Origin of the sequence: Lentzea alba, assembly GCF_047445655.1 — a bacterium.
GTDB lineage: Bacteria > Actinomycetota > Actinomycetes > Mycobacteriales > Pseudonocardiaceae > Lentzea > Lentzea alba_A.
Genome location: NZ_JAJAEG010000003.1, coordinates 227,931 through 254,527, shown reverse-complemented (window position 1 = coordinate 254,527; position 26,597 = coordinate 227,931). Strand labels below are relative to the sequence as shown.

The following is a 26,597-nucleotide window of genomic DNA, read 5'->3' as shown; positions in this document are numbered from 1 at the left end:
AGGGGACATCCACGGCCGATACATCGCCGATACACGGCTCAGGTGCGCTGCTCCGGCGGCACGTGCTCGAAGGTCGGGCCGGCCTCCATCTTCATCAACGCCTGCGCCTGGCCCTTGAGCTGGTACATCGTGCCGACGGTCGCGCCGAGCTGGGCCGGGTTGCCGTTGAAGACCTCTTCCAGCTGGTAGAGCAGCAGGCAGTAGGTGTTGTTGAACTGCACCTGGGCGGCGCGGATGTCGGGGTGGTCGGCCGGACTCGGGTTCGGCGGCATGGGCAGCACCCCGTCGAGGTCGACGGTGATCTCCTCGCCGGTCGGACCGGACTGCGGGGTGTCGCCGGCCTGATAGCGGCGGCCGTGCTTCAGCTCCTGGAACCGGTAGTAGTGCGCCACCTCGTCGCGGTCGGGGTGGAAGACGTCCCGTTCGCCGTCCCACACCTCGGTCCGCGCGGCGCCCTCACCCTGCTCCACGATCTCGGCCAGCGCGGCCAGCGCGGACTTCAGGTCGTGGACCGGGATCACCTCACCGCCGCCGGTGCGCAGGTGGAACTCGCCGACCTGCCGCTTCGGGTCGCCGCTGAAGACCGCGGCCTCACCCAGCGAGTCGCAGAGCGAGCGCAGGCCCGCCTCGATGGCGGCGTAGAACTGCCCGATCGTCTCGTACTCGTCCGCCTCGGGCGGTGCGTCCGCCGCCGCGGGCTTCTCGATCTGCAGGAACAGCTCCAGGGCCGCCGGTCCGAACGGAGCGAGCTGGACCTGCACGGACCGGTCGCCGTGCGGGAGCGGACGCGGATACGGCTGCAGGAAGTCGGGAGTGTCGAGCCTGGGCTCGCCGCCCACGGCGTTGAGCAGGTTCGCCGCCAGCGCCAGGTGCAGCATCTCCTCGGCGAACACGCTGCCCACGACCTGCGCCGCCGCGGCGTTGCGGCCGGGGTCCAGCGAGTACAGCGCGCACAGGTACGGCGGGATCGTCGCGTGTTCGAGCTCGATCGCCCATTGCAGGTGGCGACGGAGATCCTCGACGGTCTCGATCGCGGAGCCACGGGTGTCCATTGTGGAACCTCGTCTTCATCGGTTCGGTGTCGAAAGCCAAGACAAGGTGGCGCCCTCAGTTGTGACAACGGACGTAACGAAAGCTCGCCGGCAACGAGTTCGAAGGTGTAGCGGCCGGCGGCCGTCTCGCCGCCGGGCGATTCCCCGCGACGAGAGGACGGGCCGATGAACGAACGTGTCGTCAGGATCTCTCAAGACGTGGCCGAGGCGGTCCGCGCCGTCGAGGAAGCGGGTGGTCGCGTCCTGCACCGCTATGACCGGGTGCTGATCGTCGAGGGCGACGACCTGCCGGAGCTGCGCAGTGACGTCGAGCTCACCGAGGCCGAGAACCTCGCGGTGGAGGCGTTCCGGCTCAGGAAGACGCCCGCGTACCAGGAGGCGAAGCGCAACCGGCCGGACCGCGACAAGGAGTGGGGCAAGGACGACCTCGACGCGCCGGACGCGGACGAGGAGCAGGCCGCGCCGAGCCTGAGAGCCGTGGCGAAGCCCACCAGCGAGCGGATGATCAACGAGATCGCGGTCGGGGTCGTGCTCGTCAACGGGACCGATCCCGGCTACGTGATGAGCGCGGCGGATCGGGTCGCGGCCGTCGCGGACGTGCAGGAAGGCCTCGACTGGCTGGCCGCGCAGGAGCCGAACGCCAAGATCACGTGGGCGTACGACGTGCGGGTCGCGACGGTCGACATCGAGCCGTGGCAGGGCGCGCGGTGGAAGGGGCTGCCCGAGACGTTCTACAAGGGCATCGACGCGGCGCTGTTCCGCGAGGACAACAACGCGACCTACTTCTTCAAGGGTGACCAGTACGTCCGGTTCTCGGCCGGCTCCACCACCGCCGACGCCGGGTATCCCAAACCCATCGCCGGCAACTGGCCCGGCCTGCCCGCGAGCTTCCAGAGCGGCATCGACGCCGCGTTCTGGCGCGAGTCCAACGACGCGGTCTACCTGTTCAAGGGCAGCCAGTACGTGCGGTTCACCAAGGTCCCAGACGGCGTCGACGCGGGCTATCCGAAACCCATCGCGGGCAACTGGCCCGGTCTGCCGGCGAGCTTCGAAGCCGGCCTCGACGCGGCGTTGATGCGCAAGGACAACCACAAGATCTACTTCTTCTAGCACGGCCGCTTCTACGGCAGGTACGTGCGGTTCTCGTAGGTCTCATACTGGGTCGAAGCGGGCTATCCGAATCCCATCGCGGGCTACTTGCCCGGTCTGCCGGCGAGCTTCGAAGCCGGCCTCGACGCGGCGTTGATGCGCAAGGACAACCACAAGATCTACTTCTTCAAGGGCGACCAGTACGTCCGTTACTCGAACGTCAGCGACGGTGTCGACCCCGGCTACCCGACCACGCTCTCGCCGAACTGGGATCTCGACAGCGGCTTCGAGGACGGCATCGACGCGGCCGTGTACCGCGGCGACAACCAGAAGATCTACTTCTTCAAGAACGGCCGCTTCAACGGCAGGTACGTGCGGTTCACGGACGTCGACGCGGGCGTGGACGCCGACTACCCGAAGCCGATCGGGCTCTCCACCAGCGAGGCCGAGCTGCTGTGGCGCGACCCGGCGATGGCGAAGCTCGGCTATCCCGCGGGCGACGCGGGCGTGCAGCAGTACGTCGAGGACATCCGCACGAAGCTGAAGACCGACTGGACCTACACGGCGTTCATCACGCGCCACCCCGTCACCTGGTTCGCCTACGCGGGCCGGCCCAAGGTCGTCATGCACTTCGGCACCAACGGGATCTCCGACATGGTCTACGCCCACGAGACCGGGCACATCTTCGGCGCACCGGACGAGTACGCGGCCAGCAACTGCTCGTGCGCCTCGGAGGCCGGCGGGTTCTTCCGCTCCCCCAACAAGAACTGCGCCAACTGCACACCCGACGAGAACGCGCTGTGCGTGATGCGCAGCAACTCCAAGGCGATCTGCGCCTACACGCCCAAGCACTTCGGCTGGGGCCCGTTCCTCACCAAGGTCGACGCCGCAGTGTGGCGCGGCGACAACGCGCGCGCCTACCTGTTCAGCGGTGACGAGTACATCCGCTACACCGACATCGCCAACGGCCGCGACGACGGCTACCCGCGGAAGATCTCACCGAACTGGAGCGGCCTGCCCTCGAGCTTCCGCACCAGCATCGACGCGGCGCTGTTCCGCGAGGACAACAACGCCCTCTACTTCTTCAAGGGCAACCAGTACGTCCGCTTCTCGGCCGGCTCCACGGCGGTCGACAGCGGCTACCCGAAACCCATCGCGGGCAACTGGCCCGGCCTGCCGGCGAGCTTCGAGGCCGGCATCGACGCCGCGTTCTGGCGGGAGTCGAACGGCGCGGTCTACCTGTTCAAGGGCAACCAGTACGTGCGGTTCACCAAGGTCAGCGACGGGGTCGACGCCGGCTATCCCAACCCGATCGCGGGCAACTGGCCGGGCCTGCCCGCGAGCTTCGAGGCGGGGATCGACGCGGCGTTGATGCGCAAGGACAACCACAAGATCTACTTCTTCAAGGGCACGCGGTACGTCCGGTTCTCGAACGTGAGCGACGGGGTCGACGCCGGCTATCCCAACCCGATCGCGGGCAACTGGCCGGGCCGGCCCGCGAGCTTCGAGGCGGGGATCGACGCGGCGTTGATGCGCAAGGACAACCACAAGATCTACTTCTTCAAGGGCACGCGGTACGTCCGGTTCTCGAACGTGAGCGACGGGGTCGACGCGGGTTATCCGGCCTGGGTCGACGGCAACTGGATGCCCTTCCCGCGCTGAGCGGGGTGCGGGGTCCAGCGCAGGTGGACGTTCCGATCAGCGGCGTCCGCCCGCAGCAACGACAGCCGCGGCCGCACGGCGTCGGTGCGCGAGGTCGGCGGCTTGCGGCTGCCGGCCCGGTACTGCACGGGCCACTCCGCCCCGCGGTACTCCTGCTCGGCGGCCGCGTGCAGCGTCCAGTGCGGGTCGTAGAGGTGTGTGCGGCCGATCGCGCACAGGTCGGCGCGGCCGGCGAGCAGGATGGAGTTGACGTCGTCGTAGGAGGCGATGGCGCCGACCGCGATCACGGCCGCGTCGGGTACCTCGTGGCGGATCCGGTCGGCGAACGGCGTCTGGTACGAGCGGCCGTACGCCGGGCGCTCGTCCGCTGTGACCTGGCCGGTGGAGACGTCGATCGCGTCGGCGCCGTGTGCGATGAAGGCACGGGCGATCTCGACGGCGTCGTGCTCGGTGTTGCCGTCGGGAACCCAGTCGGTCGCGGAGATGCGCACGATCATCGGGCGCTCGGCAGGCCACGCCGCGCGGACGGCGTCGAACACCTCCAACGGGTAGCGCAGCCGGTTCACCAGCGGGCCGCCGTACTCGTCGGTGCGCTTGTTCGCGATCGGTGACAGGAAGGACGACAGCAAGTAGCCGTGCGCGCAGTGCAGTTCGAGCAGGTCGAAGCCCGCTTCGGCACCGCGTCGGGCAGCGGCGACGAACTCGGCGGTGATCCGGTCCATGTCGTCACGACTGACCACGCGCGGGACAGGTGATCCAGGGCCGTACGGGAGCGCGGACGGGCCGATGGTCTCCCAGTTGCCGTCCGGCAGCGGCTCGTCCATGCCCTCCCACATCAGCCGGGTCGAGCCCTTGCGGCCGGAATGGCCCAGCTGCAACCCGATGCGGGCCGTGCTGCGCTCGTGCACGAAATCCACGATCCGCGCCCAGGAGTCGCGTTGCTCGTCGGTCCACAACCCGGTGCAACCGGGCGTGATCCGCCCCTCGGGCGAGACGCACACCATCTCGGTCATCACCAGGCCCGGCCCTCCCATGGCCTTCGAGCCCAGGTGGACGAGGTGGAAGTCGCCGGGCACGCCGTCGACGGCGGAGTACATGTCCATCGGCGAGACGATCACGCGGTTCTTCAGCTCCAGCTGTCCGAGCCGGAACGGCTGGAACATCGCCGGAGCGGGGCTCGGAAGCCCTTGGGAGGCGGCGAAAGCGGCGTCGACGCGGTCGGCGAACTCCGAGTCACGGGTGCGGAGGTTGTCGTAGGTGATGCGGCGCGACCGGGTCAGCAGGTTGAAGCAGAACCGGGTCGGCTCCTGCCCCGCGTACATGCCGATGTTCTCGAACCATTCCAACGACGCCTGCGCGGCGCGCTGCGTCGACTCCACGACCGGGCGCCGTTCAGCCTCGTAGGCCGTCAAACCCGCCTCGACGCCGGAGTGTTCGTGCAGGCAGGCCGCGAGGGCAAGGGAGTCCTCCATCGCGAGTTTGGTGCCCGACCCGATCGAGAAGTGCGCGGTGTGCGCGGCGTCGCCGACGAGGACGAGGTTGCCGTGGTGCCAGCGCTCGTTGCGCACGGTCGTGAAGCTGAGCCACTTCGAGTTGTTGGCGAACACCTGGTGCCCGGCCAGCTCCTCGGCGAACAGCTCGCGGATCCGTTCGACGGCCAGCTCGTCGGAGGCACCAGGCGGGAACTCCTCGCCGGTGTCGAAACCCGCCCGGCGCCAGACGTCCTCGTGCATCTCGACGATGAACGTGGAACCGGTGTCGGAGTACGGGTACCCGTGGACCTGCATGGTCCCCCACGGCGTGTCCCTGATGAAGAACTGGAACGCCTCGAACACCCGGTCCGTACCGAGCCACATGTACTTGTTGTGCCGCCGGTCCAGGGTCGGCCGGAAAACGTCCGAAAAGGACTGTCGCACGAGCGAGTTGACGCCGTCCGCGCCGACCACCAGATCATGGGTGGCGCGCAGGAGTTCGGCGTCGGGCGCGGGCGTCGAGAAGCGCACGTCCACACCGAGATCACGGCACCGCTGCTGCAACAGGGCGAGCAGCTCCTTGCGACTCATCGCGGCGAACCCTTGTCCGCCAACGGTGTGGCTCTCGCCGCGGTAGTGGATGTCGATGTCGGTCCAGCGGGCGAACCTGCGCGCCATCGTGTCGGCGAACTCACGATCGGCGTTCTCGATGCCGCCCAGGGTCTCGTCGGAGAACACCACGCCGAAGCCGAAGGTGACGTCCGCGGCGTCGCGCTCCCAGACGGTGATGTCGTGCGCCGGGTCGAGCTGCTTCATCAGCGCGGCGAAGTACAGGCCACCGGGGCCACCACCGACGACAGCGATCTTCACCTGAGCACCTCGTCCTCGACGATCTTGCGCAGCGTGAACCGCTGCAGCTTGCCGCTGGCGTTGCGCGGCAAGGACTCCACGAACCGGACGTCGCGCGGGTACTTGTAGGGCGCGATCGTCTGCTTGACGTGGTCCTGGATCTCCTTGACCTTCGCCGCGTCACCGGTCACACCGTGCCGCAGCACCACGAAGGCGCACACGACCGAGCCGCGTTCGTCGTCGGGCTTGGCGACGACGGCGGACTCCAGCACGTCGGGGTGGGTGTCGACGGCCTCCTCGACCTCCGGCCCGCCGATGTTGTAGCCGGAAGAGACGATCATGTGGTCGCTGCGGGCGTGGTAGTGGAAGTAGCCGTCCTCGTCGCGGTGGAAGATGTCGCCGGTGACGTTCCAGCCGTTGACCACGTAGTCCTTCTGCCGCGCGTCGTCGAGGTAGCGGCAGCCGACCGGGCCGATCACACCGAGCCGTCCGGGTTCGCCGGGGCCGAGCTCGTTGCCGTCGAAGTCGAGCACCGTGGCGCGGTAGCCCGGCACCGGCTTCCCCGTCGAGCCGGGCCGGATGTCGTCACCGGCGGCGGAGATGAAGATGTGCAACAGCTCCGTGGCACCGATACCGTCGATCACCTTGAGCCCCAGCCGGTCCCGCAATCGCTGCCAGGCCTCCTGGGGGATGTGCTCGCCGGCCGACACGGCGGTCCGCAGCCCGGCGAGCTTTCCGTCGATGCCGTCGCGCAGGATCGCCTTGTACGCCGTCGGTGCCGTAGCGAGCACCGTGACTCCGTGCTGCTCCACGAGATCCGCGACCTGCGCGGGTGCGGCGGCCTCGGTCAGCAACGCACACGCCCCTGCCCGCAACGGGAAGACCACCAGCATGCCGAGACCGAACGTGAACGCGAACGGTGCCGTGCAGGCGACGAGGTCGTTCTGGTCGAGCCGCAACACGTGCCGGCCGAAGGTGTTGTCGATGGACAGGATGTCGCGGTGGAAGTGCACGGTGATCTTGGGGGCGCCGGTGCTCCCGGACGTCGGTGCCAGCAGCGCCACGTCGTCGGCGGCGGTGTCCACGGCGGCGAACTCCCCCGACTTGGTGCGGGCGCACGTCATGAGGTCGCTGTAGGTCACGACGGTCAGCGGCAGGGCTTGGACGTCCTCGGCGAACCGGTCGTCCGCCAGCGCGATCGACGGACGGGTCCGCTCCACGATCGGCATCAGCTCGCGGGTGCGCAACGCCGCCATGGTGGTCACCACGACACCGCCGGCCTTCAGCACGCCCAACCACGCGGCCACCGTCCACGGGTTGTTGGGCGAGCGCAGCAGAACCCGTTGTCCCGGCTGGAGACCGAGGTTCTCGGTCAGCGCCTGGGCAACCTGGTTGGCACGGGTCAGCAGCTCGCCGTAGGACCAGACCTCGCCGGCCGGTGTGCGCAGCGCCGGGCGGTCACCTCCGAACTTCGCCACCGGCACGTCGATGAGCTCCGTGGCCGCGTTGAGCCGGTCCGGGTAGGTCAGCTCGGGCGTCGTGAACTCGATCGTCGGCCACAGCTCCACGGGCGGTAAGTGGTCGCGGGCGAAGGTGTCCATGGTCAGTCCTTCCGCGGGCGGCGGGTCAGGAAGCGCGGAGCATGCCCTCCTGGGCAACGGTGGCGAGGTGCTTGCGATCGCGGGTGAAGAAGCGGCCGTACCCCAGGCCTCGGCCCGAGTCGGCGGCGACCGCGTCCTGCACGTACAGCAGCCAGTCGTCGACCGGTGCCGTGCGGTGGAACCACATGGCGTGGTCGAGGCTCGCGGTCACCAGACCGGGCTTGGCCCACGGCAGGTCGAGCACCCGCAGGATCGGTTCCAGGATCGTGTAGTCGCACATGTAGGCCAGCGCGGCGAGGTCCCGTTGGGCGTCGGTCAGGCCTTCGACGGGGCGCAGCGGGTCGAACGGCTTGAGCCACACCGCCTGGTGTGGCACCTTCTCGCCCTCGACCGCGAGGTAGACGGGGCCGGGCACGTGCCGCATGTCGAAGCTGCGGCCGGCGGACCAGTAGGCCTTCGACTCGTCGGTCATCGTGCCGCCGCTGCGTTCGGCGAGGTAGTCGGCCGAGCTGGGCAGATCTTCCGGGCCGGGCACGCTCTCGGTGAACTCGGCCTCGAAGCTGCCGCCGGGCTCGCCGGCCGCGAAGTTCGCGAGGCAGACGTAGAGGGGCTTGCCGTTCTGGTAGCCGCGGACCTGCCGGGTGCTGTAGCCGCGGCCGTCGCGCAGCAGCTCCACCTCGTACCGCACCTGCGCGCCGATGTCGGCCGGGCGCAGGAAGTAGCTGTGCATCGAGTGCAGCGTCTTGCCGTCGGTGACCGAGCGCATCGCCGCGGCCGCTGCAGCCGCGACCAGGTCGCCGCCGTACGCCTTGGGCCACGGGCAGGGCTGGGTGACGGCGGTGAACGCCAGGTCGAAGTGCTCGGGGTCGGCCTTCTCCAGCGTGATGGCGTCGGTGAAGATCGCGGAGGTCATCGGTCCAGCCAATCGCGGAGGTCCTCGTCCGGCACGTCGGCGAGGTTCACGACGATGTTCTCCGGAGTTCGGGTGGTCATCCACGTGAGCGACTTGTTGCGGTCGAGGTTGCACTCGATGTGCGGCATGAACGGCGGCACGAAGACCCAGTCGCCCTCCTCCATGTCGACGTAGTCCTCGAACTTCTCGCCGAAGTAGATCCGCGCGCGTCCCGAGAGGACGTAGCCACCGGTCTCGGCCTCGCCGTGGTGGTGGGTGACGGAGCGGTAGCCGGGCTCGTTGGTGACCTTGCCGAACCACAGCCGCGTCGCCGGGGTGTGCTGGATGCTCACGCCCGAGATCCGGATCGCGCCACCGGAGTTCGCGGTGTCCGGGTTCTCCATGCCGCCCCGCGTCACCACCGGGGCGACGAGCCCACTGGGCAGCCGATACATCGAGTTGTCGCCTTCGAGCTGGTACTTGCTGAGGTCCGGCTCCATATCTCGCATTCTTCACGACCGTCAGATATTGTCAATAAGCATGAGCCCTGTGGCAGTGAACCCGGCCAGCCTTCCCGCCCCGAGCGGCTACTCGCACGGCACGCTCGCCGGCAACACCCTCCACCTGGGCGGACAGACCGCCCTGGACGCCGACATGAAGATCGTGCCGGGCGGCATCGTCGAGCAGTTCCGCCAGGCCTTCAGCAACGTGCTCACCACGCTGCGCGCGGCCGGCGGCGAGCCTTCGGACCTGGTCAGCATCACGATCTATCTCACCGACATCCCCGACTACCAGGCGCACGGCAAGGAGATCGGCAAGGTGTGGCGCGAGCTCGCCGGCCCCGTCTACCCGGCCATGGCGGGCATCGGCTGCACCGCGCTGTGGCAGCCGGAGGCGCTCATCGAGATCCTCGGCGTCGCCGTGATCCCCTCGGACCGCCTGGTCACGCCGATTCAGAAATAGCGTTTTGATGATCAGCGAAATGGGGACGCGATAGTGAAGCTGGCATCTCTGACCGTCGAGGGTGTCCGCCGCGCCGGTGTCGTGGATGTGGAGGAGCAGTCTGTGGCGCTGCTGGCCACCACCGTGGACGACATCGTGCGAGAGGGCTCTTTGGGCGCGCAGGGCGAAGTTCTGCCGTTGTCCTCGGTCCGCCTGGAGTCACCGCTGCACCGCTTCAACCGCGACATCCTGTGCACCGGCTGGAACTACCTGGACCACTTCCTGGAGTCGAGCGGCAAGCGCGAAGGCCAAGGTCCCGCCGAGATGCCGCTGCGTCCAACGTTCTTCACCAAGGGCCCGGACACGGTGATCGGCCCGGCCGACGACATCGCGTACGACCCTTCGATCTCGTCCAAGTGGGACTACGAGGCCGAGATCGCCATGGTCATCGGCCGCGACGGCCGGTCGATCCCCGAGGAGAAGGCGCTGGACCACGTGTTCGGCTTCCTCGTCGCCAACGACGTCTCACAGCGCGACCTCCAACGGGCGCACGGCGGACAGTGGTTGAAGGGCAAGAGCCTCGACCGCACGATGCCGCTCGGCCCGTGGATCACCACACCCGAGGACCTCGATCTGGCGGATCTGCAGGTGCGGTGCGAGGTCAACGGCGTGCTGCTGCAGAACGCCTCCAGCGCGCAGATGGCGTTCTCGTTCGCGCGGATCATCGCCGAGCTCAGCCACGGCATGACGTTGCGCGCCGGGGACGTGATCCTCACCGGCACCCCCAGCGGCATCGGCAGCGCCCGTGATCCGCAGATCTTCTTGCGCGACGGAGATGTTGTGGTGACTCGTGTCAGCGGGCTCGGCGAGCTGCGCAACACTGTCACCCTCACGGATCTGAGCTGAGGAGAAGGCCCTGAACGTCGCGACCACGGAACTGAGCCCGGTGACTGGGCGCGACCGGCTGGGCCCGCTCATCGTCACGCTCTTCGGCCTGTACGCGCGCGGCGAGCACAACTGGCTCTCCGTGGCGTCCGTCGTGCAGCTGATGGCGGACCTCGGCGTGGAGGGCCAGGCAGTCCGCTCCTCGATCTCCCGCCTGAAGCGCCGCGGCGTGGTCCGCAGCGACCGCCGCGACGGCGCCGCGGGTTACGCGCTGGCCGAGCCGACCCTGGACATGCTCGCCGAGGGCGACGCCCGGATCTTCGAACGCCGCCGCGCGACCACCGAGGACGGCTGGCTCGTGGTCGTGTTCTCCGTGCCGGAGTCCGAACGCGAAAAGCGCCACGCCCTGCGCACCAGCCTGACCCAGCTCGGCTTCGGCACCGCGGCACCCGGAGTGTGGGTGGCGCCCGGCAACCTGGACATGGAGACCCGCCGAACGCTGGAACGGCGTGGCCTGTCCGAGTACGTCGACATCTTCACCGGCCACCACTTCGCGTTCGGCGACCTGCGCTCGAAGGTGCGCGCGTGGTGGGACCTCGACGAGCTGGCCGACCTGTACGCGGACTTCCTGCGCCGCCACCGCCCGGAGCTCGACGTCGGTGTGGTGACCCCGGCGCAGGCGTTCGGGCTGTACGTGCCGATGCTGACCCGGTGGCGGCGGCTGCCCTACAGCGATCCGGGGCTCCCGCTGTCGCTCCTCCCGCCGGGGTGGAACGGGGTGACCGCGGAAGCGCTGTTCGAGCAGCTCAACACCACGCTGAGCGCACCGGCACGTGAGCACGCGCTGGCCGTCATCCACGGGCGCTAGTCGTGCGCCACGCGAAGTAGCCGAGGGCGATCGAGCCGGCCGCCATCGGGATGCTGGTCAGCAGGCCGGCCAGGCCGTCGCCGGGGATCACGAACGTGAGCACGATCGTGAGCGCGCAGATCGGGACCCACTTCGGGACGGCGTGCGAGCGGAACAGGCCGACGCACTGCAGCACGGTGCCGAGCAGCACCAGCGCGGCGCCGGGGATCATCAGCGCGAACAGGTGGGCGTCGTTGTTGGCCGCCTGGATCACCGCTTCACCGACCCCGCGGTCGACCGCGGGGTCGGTCGGGAAGAAGTAGGCCGTGGCCCAGCCCGCGCCGCCCGCCGCCTGCAATGCGACGCCGATCCACATCAGTGCGGCACCCCAGGTCGCCCAGGTGCTGCCGCGGCGGCGGACGAGGAACATCGTTGCCAGCGCCTGGAGTGGGACGTTGACGACTGCCATGACCGCCAGGCCGGAGAGCAGGGCCCACCACAGGTCGCGTTGCGCCGCGATGTCGGCGTACGAGTAGGTTTCGCCGCCGCCGGTCGGTTCCGGCCAGAACAGTCCGCCGACTGCGGCTGCGACGGAGGTGACGGCCAGGACGATCGCCAGGACGGCTACGCGTCCGCGGGTGGGGCTTGCACCGGCGGGGCTCGCGGCGGCGGAACTTGCGGTGGCGGGGGCCGTCTGGAGCGCGGTGGTGGGTGGTGCGGCGGCAGTCTGGTGCGTGGTGGCGGGGTGTGCGGCGGCTCTCTGCTGCGCGGCAGCAGTCTGCGCGGCGGTGTTGTCGAGGAACATGGCCTCGGTCCTTTCGCGAAGGTTCGTGGAGGTTGCGCGGCTCCAGGCAACTCGGCGAGGCCTCCACGACACATCGGTACCGCCCCGGGACCTGACCTCCGTGTCAGCACGGAGGCCGCGCGGCCACACCGGCCTTACCCTGGGCCGATGAGGTCCGTGGCACTGGCTCTGCTCGCCGCCGTCGTCGCCATGACGGCCGGCGGGACCTGGCTCGTGTTCCGCCTGCCGGACCTCGCGCTGGCGTTCGCGGGCCTCACCGTCCTGGGGCTGGCCATCACCGCCCTGGGCGTGGTGATCGCGTTCCGCGTCCACGCCAACCCGGTCGGCCCCCTGCTCACCTGGGTCGGGTCGATCGTGGTCTTCCTGGCCGCGCGCGACGTCTACTACCGGACCTGGCTCGACGACGCGTCAGTTCCGCTGGACCCCCGCGTGGTCGCGTTCCTCAACGAGAGCGGCTGGTGGCTGCTCGCCGCGATCGCGTTGCTGTTGCTGCACTTCCCGGACGGCCGGCGGTGGCGGGTGCTGCCGCCCGTGATCGTCGCCCTCGCCCTGGCCCAGCAGGGTTTCGGCATGGTGCCGCGAGAACCGTTCACCGAACCGATGGAAGGGCTCGCGCATCCCTGGGGACCACCGTCCGATGTGGTCCACGTGCTGAGCTTCGTGGTGAACATCGCGCTGGTCGTGGCCTTCCTCGCCTCCGGTTTCTCGCTGGTGGCGAGGTTCCGCCGGTCCGAAGCGAAAGCCAGGGCGCAGCTGAAGTGGCTCGCGTTCGCCGGGATGGCCGCGACCGCCTACCCGGTCGTGTGCCTCGCCGAGATCGTGGTGACCGGCCGAAGTGGCGTGGTGGCAACGGTTTTCGGCGTGGTGACGATCGTGGCGCTGTTCTGCTCGGTGGGCATCGCGATGCTGCGCCACGACCTCTACGACGTGGACCGCGTGCTGGCGGACACCATCAGCTACACGATCGTGCTGCTGATCCTCATCGGCGCGTATGCCCTGTCGGCGCTCACGATCGGGCTCGTGGTGGGCCGGGACTCCCCCGTGGCCGCAGCAGGCGCCACCGCGGTCTGCGCGGTGCTGCTCGCACCCGTGCGCAAAAAGCTGCAACAACTGGTGGATCGGCGGCTCTTCCCCCGGACCAAGGCGGCTCTGCAAGCGATCGACGACCTGCAGCACCGCGTGCACACGCAGGCCGCCCAACCGGAAGAACTCGAAGAAGCCCTCCGCACGGCACTCAAAGACCCCACGCTCCGAGTGGGCCTGCTGCTCCACGCGGGATTCGTCGACACACGAGGCGCACCGGTCACCGACACCGGACTCGTGCCGATCACGCTCGGCGGCACGCAGATCGGTGTTCTCGCGTCGGAAACCACCACTCCGGCCGTGTTGCGGATCGTCGCGAACGCCGCCGCGAGCCTGGTCGAGGTGTCGCGCCTGCGGGGTGAGCTGGCCACCGCGTTGCGCGAGGTCGAGGCCAGCCGCGCCCGGCTCGTGCAAGCGGGAGACGCCGAACGGCGAAAGCTCGAACGCGACCTGCACGACGGCGCCCAGCAACGCCTGGTGTCGCTGGGGATGGCGATGCGGCTGGCTCAGCGGCAGCTGCCCACCGGATCCGTCGACGTGCACGACCTGCTCGACCAGGGAGTCGCGGAACTCGCCACCGCCATCGCCGAGCTCCGGCAGATCGCGCACGGCCTGCGCCCCACCAGTCTCGACGACGGTCTGCACGCCGCCCTCGCCGCGCTGACGAACAAGCTGCCGGTGCCGGTGGCGTTGGAGATCATGCCCGAGCCGCTGGCGGACGACATCGCCATCACGGCCTACTTCGTCGCCGCGGAAGCGATCACCAACGCCGCCAAGCACGCGAACGCCAGCGCGATCACGGTTCGCGTGACCCAGCAGGAGGACGAGGTCAACGTGTGGGTGCGCGACGACGGCCGCGGTGGCGCCGACCCGAGTGGCGGCTCCGGGCTGGCCGGGCTCGCCGACCGCGTCGCCGCGCTGGGAGGTTCGTTGCTGCTCAACAGCCGGCCGGGTGGCGGCACGACGATCCAGGCGGTGCTGCCGTGCGCATCGTGATCGGTGAGGACTCGGCGCTGTTCCGCGAGGGCCTGGCGAGCCTGCTCTCCCACGCCGGCCACGACGTCGTGGGCCGCGCGGCCGACGCGGACACCCTCGTCGCCGTCGTCAAGCAGGCCGAACCCGACCTGGCCATCGTCGACGTGCGGATGCCTCCCGACCACACCGACGACGGCGCCCGCGCGGCCCGCCGGATCAGGACCGCGCAGCCCGAGGTCGCGATTTTGCTGCTGTCCCAGCACATCGAGACACGGCACTCCGTCGACCTCGTCAGCCAGGGCGGGTTCGGCTACCTGCTCAAGGACCGCGTGCTGGACGTCGACGACTTCCTGGAGTCGATCACGCGCGTCGCAGCCGGAGGGTCGGCGCTCGATCCCGAGGTGGTGGGCAGGCTGCTGGGCCGCCCGGCCACCGCGCAGCTCACCCCGCGAGAACGCGAGGTGCTCGGGCTGATGGCCGAGGGCTGCACGAACGTCGCGATCGCGCGGAGGCTCTGGCTCAACGAACGCACCGTCGAGACCCACGTCGGCAACATCATGTCGAAGCTGGGGCTTGCCGCGAACGTGGAGGAGCACCGCCGGGTGCTGGCTGTCCTGACCTACCTGGCCGAGTACGCCTGAGGTGGTGCCACGCCACCGTGACCGTGGCGGCGAGGAACACGACCTGCATGAGCGTGCGCGGCACGAGCTGGTCGTCCCACGGCACGGGTCCGTTGAGCGCCTTGTGGACGTTCGCCGGGAACATCGCGACCAGCATCGCGGTGAGCCCCGCCGCGGACCAGCCGGCCGTCCGCGACCACAACAACCCCACGGCGCCCAGCAGTTCCAGCACACCGGTGACCGTGACCAGCAGGCCGGGCGCGGGCAGGGCCGGCGGCACCATCGCGATCAGCTCCTCGCGCAAGCCGATGAAGTGCGCACCCCCGGTCAGCACGAACATGAACGCCAGCCCGCCCCGCAGCGCGACCGGCAGTGACTTCAACCGCCGTACCCCGAACGCGCCGATGAGCAGCAACACCGACGTGACGACGACCAAAGCGATGAACGGAGCCATCTCCAAACCCCCTCGTATCTTGTCACCGACAAGATTGCGTGCGACACGGCATCTTGTCAACGGTAAGATTGGGCTCGTGCCCCCGTACCACCACGGCGACCTGCGCCGCGCCGTCCTCGAAGCAGCCGTCGACGCGATCACCGAGAGCGGACCGGCCGGAGTCAGCCTCCGCGACCTCGCCCGCCGCGTGGGCGTCTCCCACGCCGGCCCCGTCCACCACTTCAAGGACAAGGCGGGCCTGCTCACAGCCTTGGCCACCGAGGGCTTCGCACTGCTCGCCGACACCCTCACCGCGACCATCGACCGCACGGACTCGTTCGCCGAGATGGGCGTGGCCTACGTGCGGTTCGCCGTCGAGCACAAGGCGCACTTCGAGGTCATGTTCCGGCCGGACCTGCACCACCCCGACGACCCGGCGCTGACCGAAGCACGGGAACGAGCCGGCGCCGCGCTGTCCGCCGGGGTCGAGAACGTCGGCGAGGAGCGCACCGGACCCCAACGGGTCGCAGGCGTTGCCGCGTGGTCACTCGTGCACGGGCTCGCCACGTTGTCGAACACCGGGAACATCGACCCGGCCCTGGGCAGCGACCTGGGCGCACTGGCCCAGCAGGTGACCGTGCTGCTCTTCAAGGACCTTGACTGACGAATTCAGCACACCGCTCGTCAGGACCTTGGCCCCACGCCGAGCAGTCTGAGGTAGGCGAGCAACGGCTGGGAGTGGCTGTGCAGGTTGGCGACGGGATAGGCCTGCATGGCGACGCCGAGCTCGGGCAGGGCCCACGTCTCGCCGGGGCGGTCGCTCTCCGGCGCGAGGTAGCAGTCGGGGCCGGACAGCGTCCCCGTCCACGTGCTCGGGTACGCGGCGGCGTGCGCGCGCAGGGTCATGCGGCGCCACTCGTCCCACGCCAGGTCCGGGTCGTAGCGGGACGCAGCCCAGATCAACGTCATGTTGACGGAGAACCACACCGCGCCGTTCTCCCCGGCCGGCCACCTCAGTCGCGCGCCCAAGGGTGATCCGGCCCGGCACTTCTCGTCGATCGTGGCGAGCAACGCCGTTGCCTGCTCCGGGGTGGCCGCTCCGCACAGGATCGCCCACGGCTGGACCTCCAGCCACAGGTCGTGATCACCGATCGCGTTGCCGCCGGGAGCGTGCGCGCGCCGGAACCACCGGCCGTTCCACTCCCCCGCGACCCTTTCGCGGAGATCTGCCGCACGCTCTCGTGCTTCCGCCGCCGTGGCGTGATCTCCGAGCCGCTCCGCCAGATCCGCGTACACCGGGAGGACCCAGGCGGCCATCGCCGAGTTGAGCACGGACTCGCCGCGTTCGATCATCAGCTCACGGTCCACTCCGGACTCTTTGACGGCGAGGTCGTTCCAGTCGGCGTTGAGGATCCGGACGTGGCCGTGCTCCCCCACTCCCACCTCGTCGACGAAGAACCTGAACTGGCGCCGCAGGTTCTCGGCGAGCGGGACCGGATCGGCCGCGTGGCACGGGTGGTAGGGCACCGGTTCGAGGAAGGCGGCGAGGTCGTTCGTCGCCGCGGCGTACTCGGCGGCCAGCCAGAGCGCCCACAGGTTCTGGTCGGACGGGCGGAACAGCTGGGTCCACGGCTGTTTGTGGCCGTCGAGTGCGTACGGCAGGTCGCCGTCCGGGCTGCCCCAGGCGCAGGTGTTGCGCAGGACAGACAGCGCGAGGTCCGGCTCGAGGTGGACGAGCGGGAGCGCGTGCTGCAGCGGATCCCTTGCGGCGCCGTTGAAACCGTGCCGGAACGAGTAGGCGGAGCCCTGGTTGAGGGTGTGGCCGCCGAGCACGCCGTCCACGCAGGCGCCGCCGGTGAGGAGGGCGGCGTGCCAAGGGATCTCGGCCTCCGGTGTGCCCGAGGGGAGGCGTTGGCGCAGCGCGGCCAGGCTGCCTTCGTACGACGCCTCGGGATCCGCTGGTCCGTCGACGAGCCCGAAGCGGAACCACACGGTCGTCCGCTCGCCAGGGGGAAGCTCGACGGGGACGGAGACCGACAACGGCCCTGCTGTGGCTTGCGCCCGGTCGCCGCCGAACGCTTCCAGGGTGACGAGGGGTGACCCCTCCGGGGCGACGAGGGGCGCGTCTGCCGGAGTGGCGTCGTGCGTGGGTCCGAACTCCAGACTCACCACCCGCGGCGCGACCACCCACTCCTCGGTGAGCGTCCGCCGCAGCAGCTCGACGCCCGTGTTGACCACGTCGACCCTGATCAACACCCACGGCACCTCACCCTCCGGGCACAGCACCGTCCGCTCGATTTCTCCCACCGCGATCCGGAAGAACGTGGGGCCGAACAACTTAGTCGGCGCGTCGTCCGTGGACAGGTCGCCGAACCGGCAAACGCCCGTGTGCTCGGCGATCCACCGGCACCCGAGGTGTTCGTCCCACACACCACAGCGCCCGTCGCTGTCGGCCACGAGGGTGATCCGGCGGTTGCCGACGTGGACCCGATGGCTCGACGCCGGCGGGTCGATGATCGGATCCCAGGACTGAGGGCCTGCCCGGTACTCGAACGCGGGCAGGCCCTCGGCCGTCGTCCACTCCCCGAAAGCGCTCACACCGAACAGCGTTCCGCTGCGCGCTGCGGGGAGCTAGCGCCGTTCAGCGCCACAACGTTCTGACGCTCTCCCTGTTCAGCGCCAGAACGAGCGGCGGCGTTCCGGTGCCTGTGCCGGTGCCGGTGCGGCGAACTCCTGCAGCACCTGCCGGGCGCGTGCCCACAGCTGGTCGACGTCTCCCCCGGCGGCGAGCTCGGCGACCAGGCGCAGCAACGGCTCGTACTCCTTGCCCTGCCTGCCCGCGACCAGGGTGCCGAGCCTGCTCGCCAGGTCGGCGAGCAGTTCACGGCGTTCCCAGTCGGTCCGGCCGGCGTCCCGCTCCAGGCGCTGCACCTCCAGCGCGGCGATCGCCCGCAGGTCCGCGGGATCACCGGCCGGCGGCACCGGTGCCGGCGCTGGCATCATCTTCGGCGCCGCAGGCCGCATGCCACGGGTGCGGCCCACGGTGGGCACGTACGGCGCCGGTGGGGGCGCGGCGTCGAAGGAGACCGCTGCTTGCATCGGTGCGCCGCCGTAGGCACCACCTGGTGCCGCGGCGAACATCGGTGCGGCGGCGAACGGTGCGGCCGGCATCTCCCAGCCGGCGGGCTGCTCGACCGGCTGCACGACCCGGTGCACCGTGCCGTCGGACACGACCCGCTCGTCCACCGCGACGAACGCCGTGAAGCGGCACAACACCCCGAACCGCAAGGAGGTCTGCAAGATCTCCGGCTCCACCGCCCGATCACCGGTCGCATACCGGTCTTCGAGATCACGCAGTGCGGCACGAGCCCACTGCGCGCGGACCGCGGGCTCCTCCGACTGCCGCGCGGGCACCGTCTCCTCCCAGTCCGCACCGTCACGGGTCCGGCCGCGCACGACGAACGACTCCGGCGCCGCCCCGCGATACCGGCCGAGCGCGACCAGCGGCACACCGGGATAGATCGCCGACGGCTGCTTCGGCAGTGCGGACGCGGGCGTCACCACCACGTCGGTGATCACCGGCGCACCGATCCGGCGTTGGATGTGCGTCATCGCCTCGTCCAGGCGGTCTTCGCTCTCGACGAGTTCGCAACGACCGGCACCCTGGGCGGCCAACCGCCCGAGGAAGCCCGCGTTGACGGCTGTGTCGATGCCGACGGCGTGCACGCGCGTCCGGTTGAGCACCGGCGCGATGTCGCGCAGGAGCTGGTCCTCGTTGCCGACCTGGCCGTCCGTGACCAGCACCAGGACGGGATCGCGGTCCTCGCTCGCCGAGGACAGCAGGCTCAGCCCTTCCCGCAGCGGCGCGAACAGCTCGGTGCCGCCGCGGGCCTGCACGCCCGCCAGGTGCTCGACGGCGCGGAAGCGGTGGCGGTCGGTGGCCGCGACCAGCCCCGTGCCGAGGTCGGGCCGTTCCACGGTGTGGTCGAAGGTGATCACCGCGAACGTGTCGTCCGAGGTCAGCGTGTCGACGATGCGGGCGGCCGCGCGCCTGGCCGCCACCATCTTCCAACCCGACATGCTGCCGGAGCGGTCGAGCAGCAACACCACGTCGCGCGGACGAACGGCGGCCGAAGGTTCCGGAGGCAGAACCGTGAGCTGGTAGGTGCCCTCCTCTGAACCGGGATCGGGCACGCAGACGGCCGCGGAGCTGTTTCCCGCGTACGCCAGGCGAAGCACGAAGTCGCGATCGACCCGCTCGCCCGGCACCACGGTCACCGTGTTGCCCTCCGCCACCACGGTGTGCAGGCTCGACCGCACCTCGCCGAGCTCCAGCCCGGCCGCGTCGATCTCCACGCCGATGCCGAGCCGCACCGGGTTCGGGAAGCCCGGCAGCAACACAGGTGGCGTGATCCGGGAAGCGTCCGGCACGACATCCGTGTCCTCGGCGTACCCGTCGCCGACCGACGGTCCCGTCAGCGGAGTGCCCGGCACGTACCGAGGTGCCACCACCAGGGGGAATCGGAACGTGGCCGCGCCGTCCTCGTAGACCAGCGGCCCGACCAGGCTGAGCTCGACGGTCACCCGCTCGCCCGCCGGGATGTTGCCCACCCGCATGGTGAAGACGTCCGGGCGTTCTTCCTCCACAATGGACGCTCTTCGGCCGGCCGCTATCGCGTCGTCGTAAGCCTGGCGCGCCTGGCCGCGTTCCTGCAGCTCGGCTTCGACCGTGCGGTCGCCGGCGGTCATCTTCATGCCGGTCACGGCGGCGCGGTCCGGCAGCGGGAACACGTACGTCGCTTCGAGAGCGGTGTCGTGGCAGTTGACGAAGCCGGTCGTGAGCACGACGCGGCCGATCAGCCCGGTGATCGTCGCCCGCACGTCGAGGCGCTCCAGCGGCAGGTTGCCGCGTTCGGTGCGCATCGCGCCGACACCGGTGTCCTCGATCGTCCGGCCGATCCGGTCCAGCTCGGTGGAGGGCATCGGGGCGACGGAGAAGGTCATGACTTGTCCCTTTCGTTCGTGAGCAGACCACGGGCGGCGAGCAGGTCGAGCAACGGCCGGGCGGCGGCCGCGATGTCCGCGACGTCGGACGCGGTGGGAGTACCCGGCACCAGGACCACGGCGCCTCCGCCGAGAGCCACGCCGGTCAGCAGGGTCGCTGCGGCGGTCAGCGGGGTCGCTGCGGCGGGCACCGAGGGCGCCGGTGCGGGTGGAACCGGTGTGGGTGACGTTGGGGCCGGTGGCGCTGGAACGGGTGACGCTGGGGCAGGTGGCGCGGGTGGCGTTGAGGCGGGTGGCGCTGGAACGGGTGGCGCTGAGGCGGGTGGCGCTGAGGCGGGTGGCGCTGAGGCGGGTGGCGCTGAGGCGGGTGGCGCTGAGGCGGGTGGCGCTGGAACGGGTGACGCTGGGGCAGGTGGCGCGGGCGGCGCTGAGGCCGGCGGCGCTGAGGCGGGTGCCTGGGGTGCTGCCGCGGCGACGGGCTCAGCCCAGAACCTCGGCCGAACAGCCCCCGGCGCTGGCACATCCCCGGTCTCCAGCAGGTGCTCCGGCACGCGGGCGATCTCCGCCAGCGCCCTGTCCGTGGCGCCCGCGAGCTCGGTCTGGATCTCTGCCAGCGCCCTCCCCTCCGACTGCAGTCTCTTCACGGCCACCAGCTGGAGCAGGTGGCGCTCCTCGTACAACGCCGTGCGGCCGCGCATCGCCGACGGCCGGTCGACCAGCCCCGTCGTCGCGTACCAGCGAACGGCCCGTTTGTCGGGCACGTCCCGCACGCGGCCGTTGGGCGCGCCCGAGTACTCCGCCGTCAGCGCGGCGGAGACACGTTCCAGCAACTCGTCGAGCGTCCACACCCCACGATAGTGACACTGCAATCGTGACAGTGTCAACGTCGTAAACCGGTCAGGAGCCCGCCGGGGCGCGCGGTAGGGTTCCGCGCGTCGCGTGCCCCTGCACACGGACACAGGACGGAGAGCACGAGTGACCACGGATGTCGGCCGGACCGCCGACCACGACACCGAATTGAGCCGGCTCAAGACCAAGAAGCAGCAGATCCACTACGCGCTGGAGCACATGCCGCGCGGGTGCACGGTCGAGGACGTGCGCAGGTGGCTGTTCAAGCACGGCCAGCAAGCGCCCACCAGGCCCTACGCCGCGCCGATCGTGAACGAGTGGCGAGCGCGCAACGGCGTGACCGACACCGCCGGCCACGTGCTGCTCACCCCGGAGCTGATCGCGAAGCTGGACGAAGAAACCGCTCCGGCGCCTGCCGAGGCTGTGCCGGCGGCCACCGAGTCTGTGCCGGCGCCTGCCGAGGCTGTTCCGGCCTCTGCCGAGGCGGCGAAACCCGCCGGCGCCAAGGGTTTCTACGCGGTCGCGCTGCTGAGCATCGGTGTCAGCGTCGACACCTCGTGGCGGTTCTTCGAGCAACGACTCGGGATCACCGACGCCGTGGAGCGCGTGATCCTGTTCTCCGTCATGGAGGCGGCGCTGGTCGCGTGCGGCTGGGCGATGCGCGGAGGCGTGCGGCGTGACGGCCGTCCGGGCCCGGCTCGTCTGGTGGCGTGGGCGCTGACGGCGTTCGCCGCGTTCGCCGCCCTCAGCCTCTCCGGCCCGGTCGCCGGTACCGCCCGAGTCCTGCTCGGACCGGTGCTGGGCCTGGTGATGCTGCACCTCGCGCTCGGCATCGAGATCCGCGCGACCCGCCAGCACACGACGACCTGGGCACGCGTGGGCCGTGAGCTTCGTGAGCGCGTGCTGTCGTTGCTGGGCTTGGGCGACGACCACCGCGACGCCTTGGCGCGCACCCGCGACCGAGCGGCGCTGCGAGCCGCCAAGCTCGCGCTGGCCAGCCGGTGGACGCCGTTCCGGACGTCGCGCCTGCGCAAGGCACTGCACGCTTCGCACGTCGCGCACGACCCCGTTCAGCGCGACCGGATGTTGCGCGAGCTGGGTGTGCTGCAGCACGCGAAGAAGCTGGCCGAGACCACCCAGCCGTCGCCGTGGTGACGTTCACCGACGACGTCTCGCTGGCTCCCGAGATCGCCGGCCTGGTGAACCGCGTGTACGCCGAGGCGGAGGCCGGGATCTGGGTCGACGGCGCCGCCCGGACCACCGAGGCCGAGGTCGAGGGCCTGATCGGGGCCGGTCAGATCGCGGTGACCCGGTCCGACTCACGGGTCGTGGGTGCGGTGCGCATCCAGCGGCTCGACGACGGCGTGGGCGAGTTCGGGATGCTGGTCGCCGCTCCGGAAGAGCGCGGCACCGGCGTCGGCAGGAACCTCGTCTCGTTCGCCGAGGGCTGGGCCCGCGCGCAGGGCCTCCCCCGCATGCAGCTGGAGTTGCTGGTCCCGCGGACCTGGGCGCATCCGTCGAAGGAGTTCCTGAAGGGCTGGTACACGCGCATCGGCTACCGGGTCGTGCGCACGGGCGACTTCGGCGCGGACTACCCGGAGCTGGTGCCGCACCTCGCGTGTCCCTGCGACTTCCTCGTCTTCCACAAGGACCTCTAGGCGTACCGTTTCCGAGGTGGCCGAAGAGGACACACTCGCGCTCGGACGCGCCGCGCACGCCCGGCAGGACTGGCCGGCCGCGCACCGCTGCCTGTCCGGCGCCACGCTGGCCTCCGACCTCGTGCTGTTCGCCGAGGCCGCGTTCCTCGTCGGTGAGGACGCCGCGAGCGTCGCCGCTTGGAGCCGCGCTTTCCAGCTCACCGTCGACGACGCGCCGCGCGCCGTGCACTGCGCGTTCTGGCTCGCGTTCGGACTGATCAACAAGGGCGAGTTCGCACGCGGCGGCGGATGGGCCGACCGCGCGCAACGGCTGGTGCACGAACGCGACTGCGTCGAACAGGGCCACCTCCGCTACCTCGCCGGCCTGCGCAGCGTGCTGCAGGGCGAGGTGGTGCCCGCTCACGCCGCGTTCGCCCAGGCGGCGAAGATCGGTGAGCGGTTCGGTTCGGTCGAGCTGACGACGCTGGCCCGCGTCGGCGAGGGGCGCTGCCTGATCTACCTCGGCGACGTCGCCGAAGGGGTGGCGCTGCTCGACGAGGCGATGACCGCGGTCACGTCGGGCGAGATCTCACCGCTGGCCGTCGGCGACCTCTACTGCACCGTGATCGAGGGCTGCGCGGAACTGTTCGACGTGCGCCGGGCGCGGGAGTGGACCGCATCGCTCTCCTCTTGGTGCGACGGCCAGGAGGGTCTGGTGCTGTACCGCGGGCAGTGCCTCGTGCACCGCGCCGAGCTGATGCGCCTGCACGGCGACTGGCCCGCTGCCGCCGCGGAACTCGCCCTCGCCTGCTCACGGTTCGCGCCCGCGGCCGGGCCTCTCACGCTCGCGTCCGCCTGCTACGAACGCGGCGAGCTGCACCGGTTGACCGGACGGACCGCCGACGCCGACGAGGCCTACCAGGAGGCCGTGCTGTGGGGCCGTGACCCGCAACCCGGTCTGGCGTTGCTGCGGCTCGCCCAGGGCAAGACCTCTGACGCTCTTGGTGGCATCCGCAGAGCCCTCGACGAGGCATCGGATCCGCTCCGCCGCTGCGCGCTGCTGCCCGCGTTCGTCGAGATCTCCTTGGCGTGCGGTGACATCACGGCCGCACGGGCTGCCGCGGACGAGCTCTCCGGCCACGCTGTTCTACTCGCCTCGCCGCTGCTGCGGGCACGCGCCTCCCACGCGACCGGCGCCGTGCTGCTCGCCTCGGACTCTCCGACACCGGCCCTGGCTGCTTTGCGTCCAGCCGCTTCGACGTTGCTCGAACTCGGCGCACGCCACGAGAACGCCCGCGTCCGTGTCCACATCGGACTGGCCTGCCAGGCGCTGGGCGACCACGACGGCGCGACCGCGGAGTGGGAAGCGGCCCGTTCGGTGTTCCGCGCCCTCGCTGCGGCGCCCGACCTGGGTTGGTTGGACCGCTTGAGTTGTACGGACACCGGACTGCTCACCGGCCGCGAACGCGAAGTGCTCGCGCTGGTCGCCGCCGGCCGCACCAACCGGGCGATCGCGGCAGACCTGGTGATCAGCGAGAAGACCGTGGCCAGCCACGTCAGCCACATCCTCACCAAGCTCGGCCTGCCGAGCAGGGCCGCCGCCACCGCGTACGCCTACGAGAACGGTCTCGTCTGAACTACTGACGTTCCTTCCGCTGGTGTTTCCACATTTCTCCCGATGTGGTGCCGCCTGGTGGACTCCTACCGTCGGCGGACCAGCTCGCTCGCTCGTGAGGAGGACGCCATGCACTACCAACTCGCCTATTCGATCGGTTTCCACCCGTGGGAGGACGCGGCGACCGACCAGCCGTTCGTCGACAAGATCACGTCGCTCTTCGCTCGCGAGGAGACGGGCCGCGAACGCCCGTTCGGCCCAGCGCTCGACCTCGGCACCGGCAGCGGCATCTGGGCCGTGGAGCTGGCAAAACGCGGCTGGCAGGTCACCGGCGTCGAACTGGTCGACAAGGCGCTGAGCCGCGCCCGCGACCGCGTGGCCCAGGAGGGCGTCGACGTGCGCCTCGTCCACGGCGACGTGACCGACCTGCGCGCCGCGGGCATCGGCTCCGGCTACCGGCTGATCGTCGACTCGGGCACCTTCCACGACTTCGACACCGAACGCCAACGCGCGATGGGCCGCGAGGTGACGGCGGTGGCCGCTGCGGACGCGACCCTGCTGCTGATCGCCTGGCCGCGCCGCAGAAGGCCGTTGATCCGCGGGGCCGACCGCTCCGAGATCGAGCAGGCCTTCCCCGACTGGACCATCACCGACGTCGAACCGTCGCACTTCACGCTGCCGCGGCTGATGGAGGCCGTGCTGCGGCCGGACGAGCAGTGGTACCGGTTGCGCCGCAAGCACTAGCCGCGACGTTCCTCCGAACCGTTGAGGTTGACGGTTTTCTGGTAGTTCGCGATGGCGTTTCGCTCGGTCTGGACAACGTCGGCATGGCCGAAGGTGACAGTGCTGCCGGGCTGTCGTGCGGTGACGAGTGACCACACCGCCACCGCCAGCCCGGCCAGGCCGACGAAGAAGCTCGCCACGCTCGCGTACTGGTCGGCACTGCCCAGGTCCTGGTTGACGAAGAACACGATGGCGACCGCGATCACGACGATGGAGAGCACCAGCAGCGCGATCCGCACGCGTTGGGAAGAAAGGAACTTCATCGTTCGCCCTCCTGCCGGTGGGGATTCTGGCGAGCGCGCTCGGACGGCGGAAGCAGCGGCACCGGCGGACGGTTCGGGTCAAGCGGCGGCCAGGTCTGGGGTCCGCGTTCGAGCGGCACCGGCGGACGGTTCGGGTCAAGCGGCGGCCAGCTCTTGGGTGCGTGGTCGAGCGGGACCGGCGGACCGGCGGGCGGGTCCGGCGGTGCCGGTGGATGCGCGCGCCGAGGCGGACGCATGCGCGGCGCCGCCTGCTCGTCGTCCCGGCGCCGGGACGATCTCGCCGTCACCTCCGTGGACTCCCGCGGCACTCTCTCATCTTGGCCGCACACCGGCTCTTTGGGCTCAAGGCCGTGTACAGCCAGCAGTCTCTCGACGTCGCCGACCAGACTTCGCTTGCTGAGTTCAGGCAGGTCGAGCCTCATGCGCTGGGTGATCCGGTGGCCGGTGCCGAGCATGACCGCCGAGCTCTGGTCGATCAGCTTGTCGCCCCAGAAGTGGAAGAGCGTGGTCCGGGGCGCGAGTTCGAGAGGAAGTTGCGCCAGCTGTTCGAGATCCCCGAACTGTCCGGAGACGCGCACCGCGAGCCGGGCGAACGAGTCGACGTTGTCCACGGTCGGCTGGCTGAGCATCACACCCAGCGCGGTGACCAGTCTTCTGTCCTTCACCAGGAGATCGACGAGCGGGACAACCCGCTCCTCGACGACGTACTTCGTGTTGTGCCGCAACAACGTGCGGTCCGCGACCTGGACGACGTCGATGTCGTCAGCCGTCACCTCGGCGTTCTCGGCAGCAGGATGCAGGACCTGGGTGCGCGGCTTGACCGGCTTGTCCGAGGCGAACTGGGCCAGAGCGCGTTGCAGTTGACTGATGGCGGTGTCGTTGTGGGGATCCTCGGCAAGTGCCTGGATCGCTTTCCTGACCTCGGCTGACGGGTCGAGGAGTGGCTCCATGTCGAGCGACGCACGGTAGGCGTGGTAGTGATCCTCGGTCTTGAGCTCGCAGTCGTGTCCGACGACGACGCCGCCCGAGTTCCGGACATCGATCCTCTCCGCCCGGAAGAACCCGCCCAAGCCGGCGACGCTGACCGACGAGTGGCTGGGGGCGACCACGTGCGCCACGCTGCTGCGGTGTGGCTGCTCGTCCTCGGTGATCAGCTCGGCCGACACCGGCCTCTGCACAGACGCTTTCTTCACCTGCTCACGAGCCGCCGGACGAGCGCGTGTGGGCGCCGACTGCTCT

24 protein-coding genes and 1 pseudogene are annotated in these 26,597 nt (G+C 70.1%); 12 read left to right on the top strand and 13 right to left on the bottom strand.

Going from position 1 to position 26,597, the window contains the following annotated elements; genetic code table 11:
* Positions 1 to 38: 38 nt before the first annotated feature.
* The gene (locus LFM09_RS06725; protein ID WP_414095400.1) at positions 39 to 1,052 is read right to left on the bottom strand and encodes a ferritin-like domain-containing protein; all 1,014 of its coding nucleotides are present in this window, start codon (positions 1,050 to 1,052) and stop codon (positions 39 to 41) included.
* A 165-nt stretch (positions 1,053 to 1,217) separates the two neighbouring features.
* Between LFM09_RS06725 and LFM09_RS06720 the strand changes: the two genes are divergently transcribed.
* Positions 1,218 to 2,162, top strand: coding sequence for a hemopexin repeat-containing protein (locus tag LFM09_RS06720; RefSeq protein WP_414095399.1), 945 nt, complete (start codon positions 1,218 to 1,220; stop codon positions 2,160 to 2,162).
* Positions 2,163 to 2,249: 87 nt separating this feature from the next.
* Entirely contained in the window at positions 2,250 to 3,803 is a 1,554-nt protein-coding gene (locus LFM09_RS06715; protein WP_414095398.1) for a hemopexin repeat-containing protein, read from the top strand.
* Here LFM09_RS06715 and LFM09_RS06710 read toward each other — a convergent pair.
* Genes LFM09_RS06710 through LFM09_RS06695 form a run of 4 tightly spaced genes read right to left on the bottom strand, consistent with a single transcriptional unit; the run spans position 3,758 to position 9,117 of the window.
* Positions 3,758 to 6,145 carry a bifunctional salicylyl-CoA 5-hydroxylase/oxidoreductase gene (locus tag LFM09_RS06710; RefSeq protein ID WP_414095397.1) on the bottom strand — a complete coding sequence of 796 codons (2,388 nt, stop codon included), beginning with the start codon at positions 6,143 to 6,145 and terminating at the stop codon, positions 3,758 to 3,760. The two genes, LFM09_RS06715 and LFM09_RS06710, sit on opposite strands and share 46 nt — an antisense overlap.
* Positions 6,142 to 7,725: an AMP-binding protein gene (locus LFM09_RS06705; protein ID WP_414095396.1), complete on the bottom strand. Its 1,584-nt coding sequence runs from the start codon at positions 7,723 to 7,725 to the stop codon at positions 6,142 to 6,144. The genes LFM09_RS06710 and LFM09_RS06705 overlap by 4 nt, the downstream gene beginning before the upstream one ends.
* Positions 7,726 to 7,750: 25 nt before the next feature.
* A complete protein-coding gene (locus LFM09_RS06700) occupies positions 7,751 to 8,638 on the bottom strand; it encodes an acyl-CoA thioesterase (RefSeq protein ID WP_414095395.1) in 888 nt (295 codons plus the stop codon).
* Positions 8,635 to 9,117, bottom strand: coding sequence for a cupin domain-containing protein (locus LFM09_RS06695; RefSeq protein ID WP_414095394.1), 483 nt, complete (start codon positions 9,115 to 9,117; stop codon positions 8,635 to 8,637). The genes LFM09_RS06700 and LFM09_RS06695 overlap by 4 nt, the downstream gene beginning before the upstream one ends.
* A gap of 40 nt (positions 9,118 to 9,157) precedes the next feature.
* On the opposite strand from LFM09_RS06695, the gene LFM09_RS06690 reads away from it, so the two are divergent.
* From LFM09_RS06690 to LFM09_RS06680, 3 genes are read left to right on the top strand one after another with little or no spacing between them, the layout of a single operon-like run.
* On the top strand, positions 9,158 to 9,580 hold the full coding sequence (locus LFM09_RS06690) for a RidA family protein (RefSeq protein ID WP_414095393.1): 423 nt from the start codon (positions 9,158 to 9,160) through the stop codon (positions 9,578 to 9,580).
* Between the two features lie 33 nt (positions 9,581 to 9,613).
* Entirely contained in the window at positions 9,614 to 10,465 is an 852-nt protein-coding gene (locus tag LFM09_RS06685) for a fumarylacetoacetate hydrolase family protein (RefSeq protein ID WP_414095392.1), read from the top strand.
* 40 nt (positions 10,466 to 10,505) lie between these two features.
* Entirely contained in the window at positions 10,506 to 11,312 is an 807-nt protein-coding gene (locus tag LFM09_RS06680; RefSeq protein WP_414095391.1) for a PaaX family transcriptional regulator C-terminal domain-containing protein, read from the top strand.
* Here LFM09_RS06680 and LFM09_RS06675 read toward each other — a convergent pair.
* Positions 11,296 to 12,096: a hypothetical protein gene (locus LFM09_RS06675; RefSeq protein WP_414095390.1), complete on the bottom strand. Its 801-nt coding sequence runs from the start codon at positions 12,094 to 12,096 to the stop codon at positions 11,296 to 11,298. The two genes, LFM09_RS06680 and LFM09_RS06675, sit on opposite strands and share 17 nt — an antisense overlap.
* Before the next feature lie 147 nt (positions 12,097 to 12,243).
* Between LFM09_RS06675 and LFM09_RS06670 the strand changes: the two genes are divergently transcribed.
* Both LFM09_RS06670 and LFM09_RS06665 read left to right on the top strand, forming a co-directional pair.
* Positions 12,244 to 14,175, top strand: a complete 1,932-nt coding sequence (locus tag LFM09_RS06670) for a sensor histidine kinase (RefSeq protein WP_414095389.1) — start codon at positions 12,244 to 12,246, stop codon at positions 14,173 to 14,175.
* Positions 14,163 to 14,795, top strand: coding sequence for a response regulator transcription factor (locus LFM09_RS06665; protein ID WP_414095388.1), 633 nt, complete (start codon positions 14,163 to 14,165; stop codon positions 14,793 to 14,795). The genes LFM09_RS06670 and LFM09_RS06665 overlap by 13 nt, the downstream gene beginning before the upstream one ends.
* On the opposite strand, the gene LFM09_RS06660 is transcribed toward LFM09_RS06665, so the two are convergent.
* Positions 14,710 to 15,228: a hypothetical protein gene (locus tag LFM09_RS06660; RefSeq protein ID WP_414095387.1), complete on the bottom strand. Its 519-nt coding sequence runs from the start codon at positions 15,226 to 15,228 to the stop codon at positions 14,710 to 14,712. The genes LFM09_RS06665 and LFM09_RS06660 overlap by 86 nt on opposite strands.
* A 76-nt stretch (positions 15,229 to 15,304) precedes the next feature.
* Here LFM09_RS06660 and LFM09_RS06655 point away from each other — a divergent pair, with 76 nt between their 5' ends.
* Complete coding sequence (locus tag LFM09_RS06655) at positions 15,305 to 15,871, top strand: TetR/AcrR family transcriptional regulator (RefSeq protein WP_414095386.1); 567 nt, start codon at positions 15,305 to 15,307, stop codon at positions 15,869 to 15,871.
* 20 nt (positions 15,872 to 15,891) lie between these two features.
* On the opposite strand, the gene LFM09_RS06650 is transcribed toward LFM09_RS06655, so the two are convergent.
* The 4 genes and pseudogenes from LFM09_RS06650 to LFM09_RS06635 all read right to left on the bottom strand — a co-directional run.
* Complete coding sequence (locus LFM09_RS06650; protein ID WP_414095385.1) at positions 15,892 to 17,805, bottom strand: GH36-type glycosyl hydrolase domain-containing protein; 1,914 nt, start codon at positions 17,803 to 17,805, stop codon at positions 15,892 to 15,894.
* Between the two features lie 75 nt (positions 17,806 to 17,880).
* Complete coding sequence (locus LFM09_RS06645; protein WP_414095384.1) at positions 17,881 to 20,211, bottom strand: VIT domain-containing protein; 2,331 nt, start codon at positions 20,209 to 20,211, stop codon at positions 17,881 to 17,883.
* The gene (locus tag LFM09_RS06640; RefSeq protein ID WP_414095608.1) at positions 20,208 to 20,402 is read right to left on the bottom strand and encodes a hypothetical protein; all 195 of its coding nucleotides are present in this window, start codon (positions 20,400 to 20,402) and stop codon (positions 20,208 to 20,210) included. Before LFM09_RS06640 ends, LFM09_RS06645 begins: the two co-directional genes overlap by 4 nt.
* A gap of 456 nt (positions 20,403 to 20,858) precedes the next feature.
* Positions 20,859 to 20,909: pseudogene (locus LFM09_RS06635) on the bottom strand (hypothetical protein); the annotation flags it as partial.
* A gap of 277 nt (positions 20,910 to 21,186) precedes the next feature.
* On the opposite strand from LFM09_RS06635, the gene LFM09_RS06630 reads away from it, so the two are divergent.
* From LFM09_RS06630 to LFM09_RS06615, 4 genes are read left to right on the top strand one after another with little or no spacing between them, the layout of a single operon-like run.
* A complete protein-coding gene (locus LFM09_RS06630; protein WP_414095383.1) occupies positions 21,187 to 22,215 on the top strand; it encodes a hypothetical protein in 1,029 nt (342 codons plus the stop codon).
* Positions 22,212 to 22,718 carry a GNAT family N-acetyltransferase gene (locus LFM09_RS06625; RefSeq protein WP_414095382.1) on the top strand — a complete coding sequence of 169 codons (507 nt, stop codon included), beginning with the start codon at positions 22,212 to 22,214 and terminating at the stop codon, positions 22,716 to 22,718. Before LFM09_RS06630 ends, LFM09_RS06625 begins: the two co-directional genes overlap by 4 nt.
* A gap of 16 nt (positions 22,719 to 22,734) precedes the next feature.
* On the top strand, positions 22,735 to 24,333 hold the full coding sequence (locus LFM09_RS06620; protein ID WP_414095381.1) for a LuxR C-terminal-related transcriptional regulator: 1,599 nt from the start codon (positions 22,735 to 22,737) through the stop codon (positions 24,331 to 24,333).
* A 57-nt stretch (positions 24,334 to 24,390) separates the two neighbouring features.
* Positions 24,391 to 25,056, top strand: a complete 666-nt coding sequence (locus tag LFM09_RS06615; RefSeq protein WP_414095379.1) for a class I SAM-dependent methyltransferase — start codon at positions 24,391 to 24,393, stop codon at positions 25,054 to 25,056.
* Here the strand turns inward: LFM09_RS06615 and LFM09_RS06610 are convergent.
* On the bottom strand, positions 25,053 to 25,358 hold the full coding sequence (locus tag LFM09_RS06610) for a hypothetical protein (RefSeq protein ID WP_414095378.1): 306 nt from the start codon (positions 25,356 to 25,358) through the stop codon (positions 25,053 to 25,055). The two genes, LFM09_RS06615 and LFM09_RS06610, sit on opposite strands and share 4 nt — an antisense overlap.
* Positions 25,355 to 26,551, bottom strand: coding sequence for a hypothetical protein (locus LFM09_RS06605; RefSeq protein ID WP_414095377.1), 1,197 nt, complete (start codon positions 26,549 to 26,551; stop codon positions 25,355 to 25,357). Before LFM09_RS06605 ends, LFM09_RS06610 begins: the two co-directional genes overlap by 4 nt.
* Positions 26,552 to 26,597: the final 46 nt, after the last annotated feature.